The sequence below is a fragment of the Pedobacter endophyticus genome (assembly GCF_015679185.1).
GTDB classification, from domain to species: domain Bacteria; phylum Bacteroidota; class Bacteroidia; order Sphingobacteriales; family Sphingobacteriaceae; genus Pedobacter; species Pedobacter endophyticus.
Map to the genome: position 1 here is coordinate 3109381 of NZ_CP064939.1, position 14906 is coordinate 3124286.

Consider the following 14906-nt stretch of genomic DNA (forward strand, 5'->3'; position numbering starts at 1 on the left):
CAGAAAACTGACTTGGTTCTAAACCGAGACAAGGTTTACATTAGTAATAAAAAGTGGTGTAATAGGTAAAAGTTGGTGCCGTTGTGCCTGTGGCTCCAATAACGCCGCGTGCATAAATAGTGTAGGCCCTTCCCTTGGTTAATGTACTGTTAGAAACAGTTGTAAATATCGGAGCCCCCGTTGCAGAGAGCAAATACCAAAGTGGAATTGTAGGCGCAGTTCCGTTTCCAACGTTCGGAATGGCTACCCACGGTGAGGCTTGTCCATACCCGATATTGGTAATAATTTTAGGGTCTGTTACGGCCGCTCCCTTTACAATATCGATGCTTGGAAGCCCATTACAAAGGTTTACAAAGCGAACAAATATTTTTGAAGTATCTAAAGCTGGCCTCACATCCTCTAAAACAAAAGGTGTGCCCAATACTTTATTTGTTGCCGAATATTGCCCGGTTGTATAAATGGTATAGTATTTACCAGCTTCTGGCGATACGGTCGTATTGAGTACTTCGAGGTTTTTATCAACAGTGGCTGTTGGAATTATTTTGGCGGTAAGCTTGTGCGAACCAGGTGCCACGGCCGCGTAGCCAAAATCGGGATATAAACCGTTGTAACCATAACCTGCATTTTCAACGCCTGATGAGGATAACGCGGAAGAAAATTTTACGCCATCTATATAGTAGTTAACAACGGGACTGCCGGGAGTTAAGTTTAGCACTTTGAGGTACGTATATTTGGTATCGGCCGGCGCAAGCTTTTCATATTCGGTATTCTCTAATGATTGGTAATCACTTTCTTTGGCACATGATGTAAGCAGCGCCACACAAGCCGTTAGAATATATATTAATTTTTTCATATCAATTTTATTTTAAACGTTAAGGTTGAGAGAACCACATTGGAACAGTATGGTAGTCGATTTTATCGGCACCAATTTTCTTAAGCGCCTCTAAATTCCAGATATATTCTGAATTATACCTTGGGCGGGTCCTTTGTGCGGGTTTGCCTCCGTTATCTGAATAGAAAGAGGTTGGGAAAAAGTAAGTATTTACATAAGGATTGTTTCCTTTCGCATCGCCGGTAATGTAGTTATACTTGCGCAAATCGGTCCATGTTTCTACAAAACCATAGCCATAAAGCGCCAGGTATTTTTGCAACATAATATCTTTCAATGTTAAGGTTGCAGGCGTTTGTTTTACTGATGCGCTACCCATGTAAGCTGTTTTTTCTGCTGTGGTAATTGCCGTGCCTAAAGCGCTCACAAAATCGATACTTGCCGAAATTCCGTTTAAATATGCGGTATGTGCGGTTTGTAGGTCGCCTTTTCTAAAAGCGGCCTCAGCTTTTAAAAACTGCATTTCAGAATAAGTCATTATCGGGAAACTGGCTTTATCTTTAAACAAGTACTTACCTGTGTTTGCACCTCCGCCCGGATTTGCACTACCTAGTGAGCCCCATGGATTTGGAATTTGGTTTTTGTTTGTTACCGTACCAGGATCGCCAACGCCGGGGTTGGTTCCTCTGTAAACACCGTCTTGGGAAGGGGAGATCATGTTGTTTCTACGCGGATCGATGACGCTTCCGGCAGTTCCGGTTAAATAAGTTCCGTCCAGTAAACCAACGATGATTCTTGTTTGGCGGTAAGATGCTAAATTTGATCTTAAGGGACCAAAAAAGTTGGCATCTGCGGAAATGTTGCCATTATTTGGAACCAGGAAGTTATCGGCATTGCTGGCAAGTGCTTTATCAACATAATCGATCACTTTTTGGGGATCGTAGCTTGCTTTGTTGATTGTACTGCTCGCATTTCTGGCCAATAAACCATAGTTGAATTTGATCCATTTTGAGGCATCGCCCTGATAAACCAAATCTGCAACAGCCAGTTTTGCCTGGGTACCCGCTCCATCTGTTCTGCTAAAATTGTTGATAGATTCGTTTGCGATGCGAACAACCTCTGCATAAACATCTTCCTGCGAATCGTAATCGAACACAAAACGATTTGGCTCAAACGCTTGTTTAACAATAATTTCGCCAGTGTAATCGGTGGTAATCTGGAAGCTCCATGCTTTTAAAGATTGTGCAAGGCCAACATAATTCCATTCGGTTTTTTTCTGGCTATCGTCAATTATCAGATTGAGGTTTGCCCCTAAACCATAGTAACAAGTTCGCCAAATTTCGCCCATAGCGTCGCTTACCTGTATCCAGCCATGCGTTTCGCCAACGTTTACGGCACCTCCAAAATACTGAATTGTACCGCCTAAATACCTGGCATCAAACTGAACGCCACGCTCCATTTGCGCAAACAAAGGTGGAACCAATGTTCTGCTTTCTGGATTTTGCGGCGTTGCCGGATCTGTATTGATATCGAAATATTTCTTACATCCAGAAAATGATATTGCCAGGGCAAATAATACTATATATATCTTTTTCATTGTTTTCTAAATTAAAACCCTACTCTTAAACCAAAATTGAAGCCCATCGGTTGGCCGAAACTACCAAAATCGATGCCCGTACCGCCTGTACCGCCTGATGCCGCACTTAAACCATTTACTGATGGATCTACCCCTTTATAGTTGGTAAGCAGCAATAAATCGGTTCCTGTAAAAAATACACTGGCGCTTTTAAAGGTCTTGCTTCTTTCGAACACAGATTTCGGCAGTGTGTAAGCTAAAGTAATGTCCTTCAACCTGATCCAGTTGATGTCTTTCTCGATAAAATCCAGCGTGTTGAACTGCGAATAATAGGTGGTAGTGATATAAGGTACCACAACAATATTGTTTTGTGTTGGATTTGCACTGTTCTCCAAACCATCTCTTAACACCCCTTTAATAATACGTGGTGTTTCGCGGTCTAAACTTCTTTTAGACATGCCTCGTGCATATAAATAAAGCTCGGTTGCGTTGTAAATATCTCCGCCTTTGCGGATATCAAAAAGGAACGACAAGTTGAAGTTTTTGTAAGTAAAGCTGTTGATTAAACCTACGCCAAGGTCTGGTGCTGTATCGCCAATTTGTGTCCAATCGGTGTTTCTGATTGGCAAACCATTACTCGGGCTAATCAGGATATCGCCATTGGCGTTTCTCAAATATTCCATACTGGCAAGGGCCGAAACGGACGAACCTACTACATACTGCCTTCTTACGTTATCAAACAACCAGGTATCTGATACATAAAACGTAGTTTGATCGGCTGGTAAAGCAGTAATTTTTCCTCTTGCCCGGGTTACGTTGGCTGTAATATCCCAGCTAAAATTCTGGTTTCTGATTGGCGTGCCTTTCAACACCAACTCAAAACCGTGGTTAACCACCTTGCCGCTGTTGATGTATTCTAAAATGGCTCCGGTTGCATAACTTAAACGTGGCGCCGTAATTTGACCGTTACTTACCGTTTTGTAGTAAGAGAAGTTTGCTGAAATTCTGTTTTTGAAAAAGCTTAAATCGATACCCGCTTCTGATGAAGTGGTAAACTCTGCCTCAAGATTCGGGTTACCCAAATTTACATCGACTGCGAAGCCCCCGCCCGTAGTGGTTTGTGGGACCAAAGATGTTTTGGTGATGTAAGCTTTTCTCGGATCTTTACCCGACTGACCCCACGAAGCTCTCAATTTACCTGATGATAACCAGCTTAGGTTTTTCATTACAGGAAGATCAGAAAACACAAAACTTAATGATGCTGCCGGATAGAAAAACGTATAATCGTTAATTGGCAATGTCGAAGAAAAATCCTGACGGCCAGTTAATGTTAAGTACAGTAAATCATCGTAACCTACCTGCGCCTGTCCGAAAGCACCCATTTTGCGTTTTAACACGTTAGCATAAGCTACACGTTGGGTGGTTGGATCGGTATTATTGAGGCTATAAAATGTTTGCTGATAAAATTTGGTTCCGAATTGAGCAGTGGTTTCGTCAAGATTGTCCGAAATATCGTAACCAACTACCAACGAAGGCTTGAACTTTCCAAAATCCTTTCTCACGGTTGCCACCAATGATCCGTTTAACAACCTGAAGTTTTCGGTAAAAGTGTTAATGCCACCGCCACCATAAGAAGTACCAGAAACGTTGGCGTTGTATGATTGTGGGTGGTAAGCGCCCAAACCTTGCATCGAATACACATCGGCGCCTCCAGTGGCCTGAAAATTTAACCAGCTGGTAGGCTTATAGCTAATGCCAATATTTGAGATTACACGGTTTACCTTATCCCAATTCGGGTTGTTTTCCATGGCCCAAAGTGGGTTATCGAGCTCTGCGCTGTAACTTCCGGTAATGGTACGTCTGTCGCCTGTTGCGGTATAATAATTTCTAATGTCATCAATAATCGGCCATGTTAAAACGCTTAACATCGGGCTACCGGATCCTTTATAGGTTTTGTTCGTTTTAGAAGAAATAAAGTTCATCGACGCATTCATGCTCACCTTATCGCTGATTTTAGATGTAGCAGAAAGTTTGGTATTTAACGAAGTATAGTCCGTTCCCTTTATCGAGCCATCCTGATCGGTGTAGCTTACGCCAAGCCTCATCGAAAGCTTTTCGGTTCCACCTTCTACCGAGGCATTGTGCTTTTGTGTCCATCCTGTTCTGTAAAACGCATCAAGATTATCATATCTTGTAAACCGCTCAGGATATTTTGCGCCAAAATAAGTTCTGGTTCTTACCTCTTCGTCGAAAATTCCACCTGCGCCACCACCATAAACGGTTTGAACTTCTGGAAAACGATATGGAATTTCGGCTCTGAACGAGTTGTTGTAACTTACGCTTGCAGTACCTGCCTTGGCACGTTTTGTAGTAATAACCACTGCGCCCGATGCACCTTGGGTACCATAAAGCGCTGTGGCCTCGGGGCCTTTTAAAATAGTTAACGTTTCAATCTCTTCCGGGTTGATATCCATACCACGGTTACCATAATCGTTTGTACGGTTAAAAGTACCCTGACCTACGAGATTGTATTCGCTAAAAGTATTGTTTGAAATGGGCAAACCATCAATTACGAATAATGGCTGGTTATCTCCATCAAGAGAAACGGCACCACGAATAATGATCGATGTTGATGCGCCTGGCGTACCACTTGTAGAAGTAATTGTTGCACCAGCAACACGGCCTTGAAGCGCATTAATAAAGTTATCGCGTTGTGTAGCGGCCAAATCTGATCCTTTTACCGTTTGGGCATCATAACCCAATCCACGGTTCGAACGCTCGATACCGTAACCTGTTATTACTACTTCATCGAGGTCGCCCGCATCGGCAACTAACGAAACGTTTAACGTGGTGTTTCCGCTTACTGGTCTTTCAATGGTTTTATAACCGATATAAGAAAACTGTAAAATAGATGTTGGTTGCGCTTTAATGGTATAACTGCCGGTGCCGCTGGTTTGGGCAACTATGGCTGTTCCTTTTACGCGAACTGAAACGCCTGGGATGGGCCCATCAGCTGATGTGACCTTACCGGTTACGGTTATTTGCTGCGCTATGGCATGCGCAAGCAATAAAAACGTACCAATAATAGTTAGTAGTAGTTTTTTTTTCATAAACTGCTTGATTAGGGATGAAATGATTTTAGTTTAGTTGATTATAATTTGTTTGTTTGTTTTCCTTTTTCTAAAAAACACGCATAATCACGCATTTTTATTAATCTTGAGCTAATATCATAATTGTTTTTAAATAAAAAAACAATTTAACAAACTATTTAAGAGTAAGTAACAAAATTTAATTGCAGAAAACCGCACAAACACGCAAATATTTAAAAAGATTATTATATTCGTAAAAGCCAAACATCAAACTATGCTCAAAAAAGAACGCCATGATTTTATTATGCGCCAAATAAATTTGCACAACCGTGTGTTGACGTCAGATTTGGTTCAACTTTTAACTGTTTCTGAAGATACGATCAGAAGAGACCTGCAAGAGCTTGTTGAAGAAGGTTTACTTTTTAAAGTGCATGGTGGCGCATTGTCAAAATCGTACCACAGCTCGTTCGACGATAGCACGGTGTATGCCCGGGAGAGCAAAATTGCCATTGCAAAAAAGGCAACTTCGCTGGTTAAAGATGGCATGGTGGTGCTTATTGGCGGCGGCACAACAATTTTAGAGTTTGTAAAACAGCTTCCGCAAGGAATTGAAGCCACTTTTTTTACAATCAGCCCCCTGGTAGCGGTCGAGCTTGCTAAATATAATAATGTAGAAGTGATTTTAATTGGCGGCTTGTTTTCTAAAAACTCGCAAATTACCTACGGAGGTCACGTTATTAATCAGTTATCAGAAATTAAAGCCGATTTGTGCCTTATGGGCACCAGCGCCATCCATCCGGAAGAAGGGTTAACAGATACAGACTGGGAAATTAACCAGCTAAAGAAGGCTATGATTGCATGCGCAAAAAACACTGCTGTTTTGTGCATTTCGGAAAAGCTCGATATTAGTTTGAGGTTAAAGGTGTGTTCAATTGAAAGCATTAGCTTTTTAATTACGGAACTCGATCATGCCGACGAGGCGTTAAGGGGTTATCACGAAAAAGACGTACATATTTTATAACAACAAAGGCCCAGAAGAACTGGGCCTTTGTTGTCGCATTTAAAATGCCGGATCGGCTGGCGTATTTGTGTTATTATCTCTTTCTTGGAAAGGATAAGGAAAAAAGTTCCGCTTACGGTCTGCAATTGGTTGGTTAAATCTCCTCATATCTTCAAGCTTAAGCCCCGACATAAAAAGTTCAATCGATCGATGCTTATAAATTAAATCCAACAGTTGTTGCTGGGTATACGTTCCGGTTAAAGCGGGCAATGCTGCCCCAACCCCAAACAGATCATTTGCTGCAGTTTTGGTAACCACTTTGTTTAGTTCAGCTAACGCATTATTTAAGTCGGGCGTAGCCTGGCGGGCATAGGCCTCGGCTTTAATCAAAGTGATTTCGCCTGGCAAGTAAATTGGAATTTGGGTGAAGGTTCCTGCTCCAAAACCATTAATACGAACTGTCGTATTAACTACGGTATAAAACGGAATCCTTGCATCGCCAGCATCAGGAACGTTTGCACCAGTTTGCCCTAAATTTAGGTTTTTGGGCTGAATAACGTTATTTGTTGATGTGGCGATTTCAAAAATTGGGTTTAAATTTAACGCATCATAAGTAAATGCAGATTTTTTTGTCAAGTCGACACTATTCGCAGCCGTTAAAGCCAGGGCATAGTTACCAGCAAATAACGCGTAGCGAGCTTTCAACGCATTTAACGTATTAGAAATATCAATTCCTCCGGGGATATTGCCCAAAAAAGACGTACTTATTGGATTAGCAGCAATTACGGCCAAAGCGTTATCGATTGTTGCTATCGCCTTGTTGTAACCTTCCACTCTGGTAATAAATGAAACATTTTGCCCGATTCCGGCTGGGATTTTCTCCCAATATTCTGATAAATTGCCCAAGGCAAGCGCTTTAAAGATACTTGCATGGGCAATTAATCCCGCTGCATAATTTTTATCTGGCAAATTGGCCGCGTTGTTAATCACATTATCGGCATCAAAAATAATTTTATTTGCGCCCGCCCAAACATTTAATAAGATAGAATTGGTTCCATCAACCTGTACACCGCCAGCTGCCAATCTTTCCTCATTGGTGTTCCCTGTATTTATAGAAATAAGTTCGTTAGTAGTTAAACCGTTTAAGGTAATTGCGGCATACAATACGCCTGCCCTTGTAGTTGAATAGCTTTTCTGCAAACCAACAGTTACCCCCGTTAAACCTTTTGCCGAAGTTAATACGTCGTCAGCCGTAGCGGCATTAGGATTTAAGTACTCCTTGTTACAAGCACTCGAAAAAGCAATCGTTGTAAGCAGGAATGCATAGCCTATATATTTTGATTTTAAATTTTTCATGATCATCTTTTTTAAATTAGAATCTTGCTTGTAAACCCAATGAGAAAGTTCGTGGAATTGGTACCGAACCGAAATCGATATTTCTTAATATTGTCGATTGACCGCCAGCGTTCAACTCGGGATCGTAACCTTTGTAATTATCCCACGAAACCAGGTTTCTCCCACTTAAATTAACCGTTAAGCTTTTAATAAACTTAACCTGCCCTATATTGTAGCTTAAGGAAATTTCCCTCAATTTTACAAAAGATCCATTATCAATACGCCATTCCTCTACATTGTAAACGCCCGCAACGTAACCTCTGGGCAATTGTCCCAATTGCTCCGCTTCGGCAACCTTCCCGTTACCTACACCTTGGCGGGTTCTCCAATCGGCGTTCCAAACATCACCACCTTGAACAGCATCCAACTGAATATGCAAACTCAACTTTTTGAACGTAAAATCATTTACAAATGATGCCGTGTAATCAGGGTTTGGATCGCCAATAACCTTACGCAAAACCGTTCCGGTTGGTTGGCCGCCTGCCCGAAGTGTTTCATAACTCGTAGCCGACGTTTGGTTTCCCCTTTCGGTTTGAGGGATGCCCTGGGCGTTCAACAGTAAACTCCCATCTGCATTGCGGGCAAAGAAAGTACCGTAAAACACACCTACCGGATAACCATCGGTAATAGACACCGGGGCTCCGGCATTTGTCGAAATTAATCTTTGTGCACCAGAGCCTACAACTTTATTTCTATTTTTACTATAAATCAATGTAGAATTCCATGAAAAATTTTCCGTTTTAACCGGAACACCTGTAAGCATTAATTCAAGGCCCCTGTTTTTTAATGTTCCGCCAATATTATCCAATAGGCTCGAATAGCCTGTGGTTGGTGCTGTTACAACAGACAATAAAAAGTCTGTTATGTTTTTGTTGTAATAACTAAATGTTAAGCCCAAGCGATTGTTAAAGAACGCCATATCTGTACCTATTTCCAACTCGCGTTGGCGCTCAGGTTTTACATTTGTGTTTGCAAGTATACTTGATGAAGTTAGTGAAGTTTTACTGTTCAACGCACTTGGCAAATAAACATTAAAACGATCATAAGCCCGAATGCCCGTTAGATTTCCTGATTGACCATAAGCCGCTCTCAATTTAAAGGCGTTCCACCATGAGGAAACACCAAAATCTTTCCAATAGTCAGCAGATGATAAAACGTAACTTATGTTAGCCTTTGGATAAAATTGCGTTCTATTATTCTCACCAAACACAGTAGATTGATCTATTCTAATAGCACCAGTTACAAATAAATGATCTTTATACTTGAAGTTTTGTTGCAAATAGGCTCCACTAATAGAAAATTCTGAACGATTATCACTATTAGGCAGAACTGTACTCGCCCCGTTTACCACCTTTACAAACGGCGCTAAGCCACGGCCATTTAACAAACTGTAAAGGTCTTTTTGATATTGATAAGAACCGCCCAATTGCGTGGTTGAACTTAACAATTCAGAAATTTGTCCGTTGTAAGTGAAGTTTAATTCATTATTAAACAAGGTGGTTGTTGCATTGCCCGCACTGGCATAACCATTTAAGGATGGATCTAAAGCGGGACCGCCACCATAAAAACCCGTACTTACATTGTAGGCAAAGGGCGGGATATATGTTGTTCCATTTTGGATCGAGTTATCAACTCCCATTGTATAATCGATAATCAGATTTTTAGTAGGTGTCAGTTTTAATCCCGTGTTGGCGATGATGCGATTGCCGAATTGACGTTGCTGAATGTCTTCAATCACCGAAACCGGGTTCACACGGCCACGCTCGCCAACCGCCGTTAGGTTGCCTAACACATCTCTGGCAAAAATATCGTGGAAATTACCCAAAATGGTTACTGAATTCATAGGCGAAAAGAAAGAGTTACCATCGGGTTTCTCATTTGCATCGCTATGCACATAATTGAAACCAACGGTCAGTTTTGCCCATTTGTTAATGGTTTGATCCAAATTGGCTCTGAAGTTCATTCTTTTAAAATCAGTGTTTTTGATAATTCCCTGATTAGAGAAATAACCCGCCGAGGTGTAAAACTTCGTGTTATCGTTTCCTCCCGAAACTGAAACAGAGTTATCCGTTCCAACCCCCGTTCTAAAAATATAATCTTGATAATTATACCTTGTTACTGGCGTGGTATTAGTTAAGGTGGGAGATAATACATCTTGAGTTTGTGCTAAAGGCCCATCCGTTGGCCCGCCAAATTTGGTTGGCGATTGGTTCACCTCAATCTGCTTACGTAATTCGCTTAGGGTTAAGCTGGTATTGAAGCTAACTTGGGGCGCACCCGATTTGCCTCTTTTGGTAAAAATCTGAATAACCCCTGCATTGGCCCTCGACCCGTAAATTGCGGCGGCGGCGGCACCATTTAACACTTCGATGTGATCAATATCTGAAGGGCTGATATCCACCATTCTATTTTGCCCCAAGTCTCCTACCTGAACACCGTTATTTATATTGTCATAGTTTCCTGAGGTATTGGTTACTCTAGTAGTAGAATTGTTCACAATTACCCCATCAATAATATACAGAGGTTCTGATGACGCGTTAACCGAACTTACCCCCCGTAAACGCACTGAGATTCCGCCAGCCGGATCGCCAGAGTTTTGACTGATTTGAGCCCCTGGAGTCTTTCCCTGCAATGAAGCTAAGGCGTTTCCACTTGGTGCTTTATTCAAATCATCGCCCTTAACGGTGCTTACATAACTACCCAGTTGTTTTCGGGTTGTTCCGGCCGATGTTCCGGTTACAATTACTTCATCTAGTCCTACAGCATCGGTACTTAATGTTGCGTTTGCCTGTACCTGATTACCAGTGCCCAAGGTTATCGTTTTGGTCACGCTTTTATAACCCACGAAAGAAAATTGAACCTGATAATCTCCGGGGGCCAGATCTACCGAAAACGAATAGCCACCGTTTGGATTGGTGCTGGTTGCGAGGTTAGTATTTACAATTTTAACAACAACGCCCGGAATGGCATCGTTATTTGCTGCATCAGTTACTTTACCAGTAATTGTGTAGCTTTTGCTTTGCGCCTGAGCCGTTTCTGCCCACAGTAGCAGCACGAATGGGATCATCAAAACTGCTAAACATTTTGCTGACCATTTTAGGTAGTATTTCTCCATAAAAAATTTTTAGTTTGATTAGTGTTACACAAATGTAACAAAATACCAGACAATGTAATTTTTTTATGGCAGCAAAATTGTTTACATTATTTGTCACATAGGCAAGCTGATTTTACCCATACAAACGGAAGGCACGCCCTGCCTTTTACCAAAGTTTATGGGCGTTCCGCATAGGGTTTCATTGGCTAATACCGCAAATAGTACAGCCTCTTTCGCATCGGGATTGATGTTTAAATCGGCCGTGGTAAAAAACGCTGCCTTGCTCAGTCGCTCGTTCAAAAGCTTTACCAAGAGCGGGTTGTGCATGCCACCGCCGCTCATAAAAACCTTTAGTAATGCATCATCTCCAAAACACTTTTCAATCGCATTGGCAATGGCCGCAGCCGAAAAATGGCAGAGCGTGGCCATTACATCCTCATGCTTCAAATCTGTTGTTGCCGATTGCTTTTGAGCGTTATCCAGATAGGAAAGGTTAAACAGCTCGGGCCCCGTAGTTTTAGGAAACCCGGCTTCAAAAAAATCGCAGTTCAAAAGTGCAGTTAATAGCTCCGTATTTACTGTGCCAGCCAACGCTACCGCCGCATTTTTATCGTAAAATTGATTAAAGTGCAGTTGCATGTATTGGTCCATCAAGGTGTTTCCGGGACCAACATCAGTCGAAAAAACCTCGGCAGCATTTACATTTCCAGGCAAATAGGTAAAGTTGGCAATGCCGCCAATATTAAGCATTACGCGGTTCTCGCCTGCTTTGGAAAAGATTAAATAATCGCCATAAACCGCTAACGGCGCCCCCTCTCCCCCTGCGGCGATGTGTTTTTGTCTGAAATCTGAAAGGGTAATCATTCCTGTTTTCACCGCAATATGGTCTCCATCGCCAATTTGCAAAGTTCCATTCGGGTAATTATCCATTTGATGCAACGATTTGGGGGCATGAAATATCGTTTGGCCATGGCTGGCGATAAAATCGATTTCGCTATTTTGGTATCCCCATTCTGCCAACGCATCGTTAATCAGCGCAGCATGCGTATTGGCAATCAATTCGTTCATCAAACAAACCAGTTGCAAATCGACCATTTTCTTCGAAAAAACCGCCTTAATTTGTGCCCTGAAATCGTTGGTGTAGCCGCCTGTTTTAAACTTCAGCACCTCAACTACGGTTTCAGCTCCGCTGCCGCTAATTTTACACAAGGCAATATCCAAACCATCCATCGAGGTTCCGCTCATTAAGCCAATAATCAAGCGTTCGGGCTTACTGGCCTTTTCGTAGAGGTTTTGCATTTGGATATTCATATCTTCAGTGGTTATTGTTAGTTTCAGCAATGATATGTAATTAATTTGAAAATGAACATGCAGTGTCTTTTGGCGCCCGAAAGTCTCGCCATTTGCTATAGCCCTTGTAAAAAACCCGGGGCAGCCGCTGCTATCAGGTTTAAAAACAATGGTTTTGCCAAACGCCTAAAACGTTCGAAAAATAGCCTCGACAGACGCGAAAATACTTTTACCGTGCAGCAAACCCAGTTATTGCAATACCGAGGTTGTTAAAAGATTGCAACATTGGATCCAAGGGAGTACGTTTGGCACGGGAACGAACTTTGCTTCATGATTACGGTTTTTGCGCCTTAAAATGAATAACAATGTTTCAGCCCCATTTTATTTAGCGCTTATAAAAAACGAACAAACGTTTGATTGTAGCCTCAACTGTGAAATGCACAATATATTGCAACAAAAGTAAATATCCTTTGTTAGAAATTGCCCATAACTCGCTATATTTACTGCTCCGTACATTAAAAACCATAAAAAATGGCTAGATTAAATCTACTGGAGGAGACACGCTTCGAAAAACTACCCGTAAGCGTATTCGAAAATCCAAAAATTGCTTCAATTAATGTTGCACATCGCATTGCCGACCTCATTAAATCGAAACAAGCAAAAAACGCACCTGCAGTACTGGGCTTAGCAACAGGTGTTACCCCAATTGCAGTTTATGCCGAGCTGGTAAGGCTGCACAAAGAAGAGGGCTTAAGTTTTAAAAACGTAATTACTTTCAATCTGGATGAATATTATCCGATGGCGCCAACAGCGGCACAGAGTTACGTTACTTTTATGAACGAAAACCTTTTCGATCACATCGACATCGACAAGAACAATGTCCACATCCCCGATGGCACACTAGCCTTAGAGGATATTCCTGCTTTCTGTCTTGATTACGAAAAGAAGATAGGCGATTTGGGTAGTCTTGACATTCAGATTCTGGGTATCGGTCGTACCGGACACATTGGTTTTAACGAACCGGGCTCAGCACCAAACTCGGGAACGCGTTTGGTTACCTTAGATGATTTAACCCGTAGGGATGCTGCCCGCGATTTCGGGGGTAAAACTTTTGTGCCTACCAAGGCCATTACCATGGGTATTGGCACCATATTTAAAGCCAGAGAGATTATTTTGATGGCCTGGAGCCGCAAAAAAGCTTCTATTATTAAAAAAGCGGTTGAAGGCGAAATTTCCGGCGAAGTTCCGGCAACGTACCTTCAGCTTTCTGATCATGTAGAGTTTATTCTCGATCAGCCAGCCGCCGCAGAACTTACCCGTTTTGACACACCCTGGTTAGTTAAAGATTGTATTTGGACAGACGCACTGATCCGCAAAGCAGTAATCTGGTTGGCCAATACATTGAAAAAGCCAATTCTGAAATTAACTGAAGACGACTACAACAATAATGGTATGGCGCAACTGGCTACCGAAAAGGGCCCGGTTTACAATATCAATATTCATATTTTCAATAAGTTACAACATACCATTACGGGTTGGCCAGGTGGAAAACCTAATGCCGACGATTCTCAACGTCCGGAAAGGGCCGAACCTGCTAAAAAACGAGTGATTATCTTTTCCCCGCATCCTGACGATGATGTAATTTCGATGGGTGGCACGTTTATTCGTCTGGTCGACCAGAAACATGATGTGCATGTGGCTTACCAAACCTCGGGCAACACCGCCGTTTGGGATGATGATGCGCTTCGTTTTGTAGAGTTCAATGTCGATTTTACTGAAAAAATGGGCATGGATAATAGCCATTTAAAGGAACTTTACAACAACATGAGAACCTTTATTGAGGATAAAAAACCAAACCAAATCGATACACCAGAAATACAAACGGTAAAGGGCTTAATTAGAAAGGGCGAAGCCATTGCCGGCGCTCGGTATTGCGGGCTGGAGGATGACCATATCCATTTTCAGGCACTTCCGTTTTACGAAAGCGGTAAAAGCCAGAAAAACCCCGTTACTGATGCCGATATTGAGCTAACGATGGCGCTGTTACAAAAAGTGAAGCCGCAGCAGGTTTATGCCGCCGGAGATTTTGAAGACCCTCACGGAACGCATATCGTATGTTTCAATATTATTTTGGCCGCCTTAACCCGCCTCCGCAAAACGGAAGACTGGGCAAAAGACTGCTGGTTGTGGATGTATCGCGGCGCATGGCACGAATTTGAAACGCATGAAATTGAAATGGCGGTTCCAATTAGCCCGAAAGAGCTTGAGCGTAAGAAGTATGCTATCTTTAAGCACCAAAGTCAAAAAGACAGGGCCGTTTTCCCGGGCGACGACTCGAGGGAGTTCTGGCAGCGAGCCGAAGATCGTAACCGCGAAACAGCAAAGGCTTATGATGATTTGGGCCTTGCAGAATACGAAGCAATGGAAGCTTTCGTTCGCTGGAAGTTTGAGGATTAAAGATTTGATCAGTCATCCGGTGAATAAATAGTCGGTGGCCAATATCATCGGATGACTTTTAACCAAGAAATCCCTGTGCTGGAAGGTACAGGGATTTTTGTTTTGTAGCCAGCGGAGTCCTCAACCACGGGCGATAAAGAGGTTTAGTACAGTTCGGCATTAGCCAAAAAGTATTG

The 14906-nt window shown here is 42.3% G+C and carries 9 protein-coding genes; 3 read left to right on the forward strand and 6 right to left on the reverse strand.

The genetic code is table 11. The features are described 5' to 3' along the window. Positions 1-40: 40 nt before the first annotated feature. The 3 genes from IZT61_RS12560 to IZT61_RS12570 are packed head-to-tail and all read right to left on the reverse strand — an operon-like array spanning position 41 to position 5515. A complete protein-coding gene (locus tag IZT61_RS12560; protein WP_196097248.1) occupies positions 41-853 on the reverse strand; it encodes a DUF4397 domain-containing protein in 813 nt (270 codons plus the stop codon). A 19-nt stretch (positions 854-872) separates the two neighbouring features. Continuing rightward, positions 873-2426 (reverse strand): SusD/RagB family nutrient-binding outer membrane lipoprotein, encoded by a 1554-nt coding sequence (locus IZT61_RS12565; protein WP_196097249.1) that lies wholly within the window; start codon positions 2424-2426, stop codon positions 873-875. Positions 2427-2437: 11 nt separating this feature from the next. Then, complete coding sequence (locus IZT61_RS12570) at positions 2438-5515, reverse strand: SusC/RagA family TonB-linked outer membrane protein (protein WP_196097250.1); 3078 nt, start codon at positions 5513-5515, stop codon at positions 2438-2440. A 253-nt stretch (positions 5516-5768) separates the two neighbouring features. On the opposite strand from IZT61_RS12570, the gene IZT61_RS12575 reads away from it, so the two are divergent. Further along, positions 5769-6515 (forward strand): DeoR/GlpR family DNA-binding transcription regulator, encoded by a 747-nt coding sequence (locus IZT61_RS12575; protein ID WP_196097251.1) that lies wholly within the window; start codon positions 5769-5771, stop codon positions 6513-6515. Between the two features lie 39 nt (positions 6516-6554). Here IZT61_RS12575 and IZT61_RS12580 read toward each other — a convergent pair whose 3' ends face one another. The 3 genes from IZT61_RS12580 to IZT61_RS12590 all read right to left on the reverse strand — a co-directional run bounded on the left by IZT61_RS12580 (position 6555) and on the right by IZT61_RS12590 (position 12294). Continuing rightward, entirely contained in the window at positions 6555-7850 is a 1296-nt protein-coding gene (locus IZT61_RS12580) for a RagB/SusD family nutrient uptake outer membrane protein (RefSeq protein ID WP_196097252.1), read from the reverse strand. A 16-nt stretch (positions 7851-7866) separates the two neighbouring features. Further along, the gene (locus tag IZT61_RS12585; protein WP_196097253.1) at positions 7867-11004 is read right to left on the reverse strand and encodes a SusC/RagA family TonB-linked outer membrane protein; all 3138 of its coding nucleotides are present in this window, start codon (positions 11002-11004) and stop codon (positions 7867-7869) included. 93 nt (positions 11005-11097) lie between these two features. Further along, on the reverse strand, positions 11098-12294 hold the full coding sequence (locus IZT61_RS12590; RefSeq protein WP_196097254.1) for an anhydro-N-acetylmuramic acid kinase: 1197 nt from the start codon (positions 12292-12294) through the stop codon (positions 11098-11100). A gap of 51 nt (positions 12295-12345) precedes the next feature. On the opposite strand from IZT61_RS12590, the gene IZT61_RS12595 reads away from it, so the two are divergent. Both IZT61_RS12595 and nagB read left to right on the forward strand, forming a co-directional pair. Continuing rightward, a complete protein-coding gene (locus IZT61_RS12595) occupies positions 12346-12546 on the forward strand; it encodes a hypothetical protein (RefSeq protein WP_196097255.1) in 201 nt (66 codons plus the stop codon). Positions 12547-12804: 258 nt separating this feature from the next. Beyond that, positions 12805-14730 carry a glucosamine-6-phosphate deaminase gene (gene nagB / locus IZT61_RS12600; protein WP_196097256.1) on the forward strand — a complete coding sequence of 642 codons (1926 nt, stop codon included), beginning with the start codon at positions 12805-12807 and terminating at the stop codon, positions 14728-14730. The last annotated feature ends 176 nt before the right edge of the window (positions 14731-14906 follow it).

What these genes read in the sequence shown, in the direction of transcription:
- IZT61_RS12585 (WP_196097253.1), bottom strand. Translation starts at nt 11,004, where the DNA reads ATGGAGAAATACTACCTAAAATGGTCAGCAAAATGTTTAGCAGTTTTG.
- IZT61_RS12590 (WP_196097254.1), bottom strand. Translation starts at nt 12,294, where the DNA reads ATGAATATCCAAATGCAAAACCTCTACGAAAAGGCCAGTAAGCCCGAA.
- IZT61_RS12595 (WP_196097255.1), top strand. Translation starts at nt 12,346, where the DNA reads ATGAACATGCAGTGTCTTTTGGCGCCCGAAAGTCTCGCCATTTGCTAT.
- IZT61_RS12570 (WP_196097250.1), bottom strand. Translation starts at nt 5,515, where the DNA reads ATGAAAAAAAAACTACTACTAACTATTATTGGTACGTTTTTATTGCTT.
- IZT61_RS12575 (WP_196097251.1), top strand. Translation starts at nt 5,769, where the DNA reads ATGCTCAAAAAAGAACGCCATGATTTTATTATGCGCCAAATAAATTTG.
- nagB (WP_196097256.1), top strand. Translation starts at nt 12,805, where the DNA reads ATGGCTAGATTAAATCTACTGGAGGAGACACGCTTCGAAAAACTACCC.
- IZT61_RS12560 (WP_196097248.1), bottom strand. Translation starts at nt 853, where the DNA reads ATGAAAAAATTAATATATATTCTAACGGCTTGTGTGGCGCTGCTTACA.
- IZT61_RS12580 (WP_196097252.1), bottom strand. Translation starts at nt 7,850, where the DNA reads ATGAAAAATTTAAAATCAAAATATATAGGCTATGCATTCCTGCTTACA.
- IZT61_RS12565 (WP_196097249.1), bottom strand. Translation starts at nt 2,426, where the DNA reads ATGAAAAAGATATATATAGTATTATTTGCCCTGGCAATATCATTTTCT.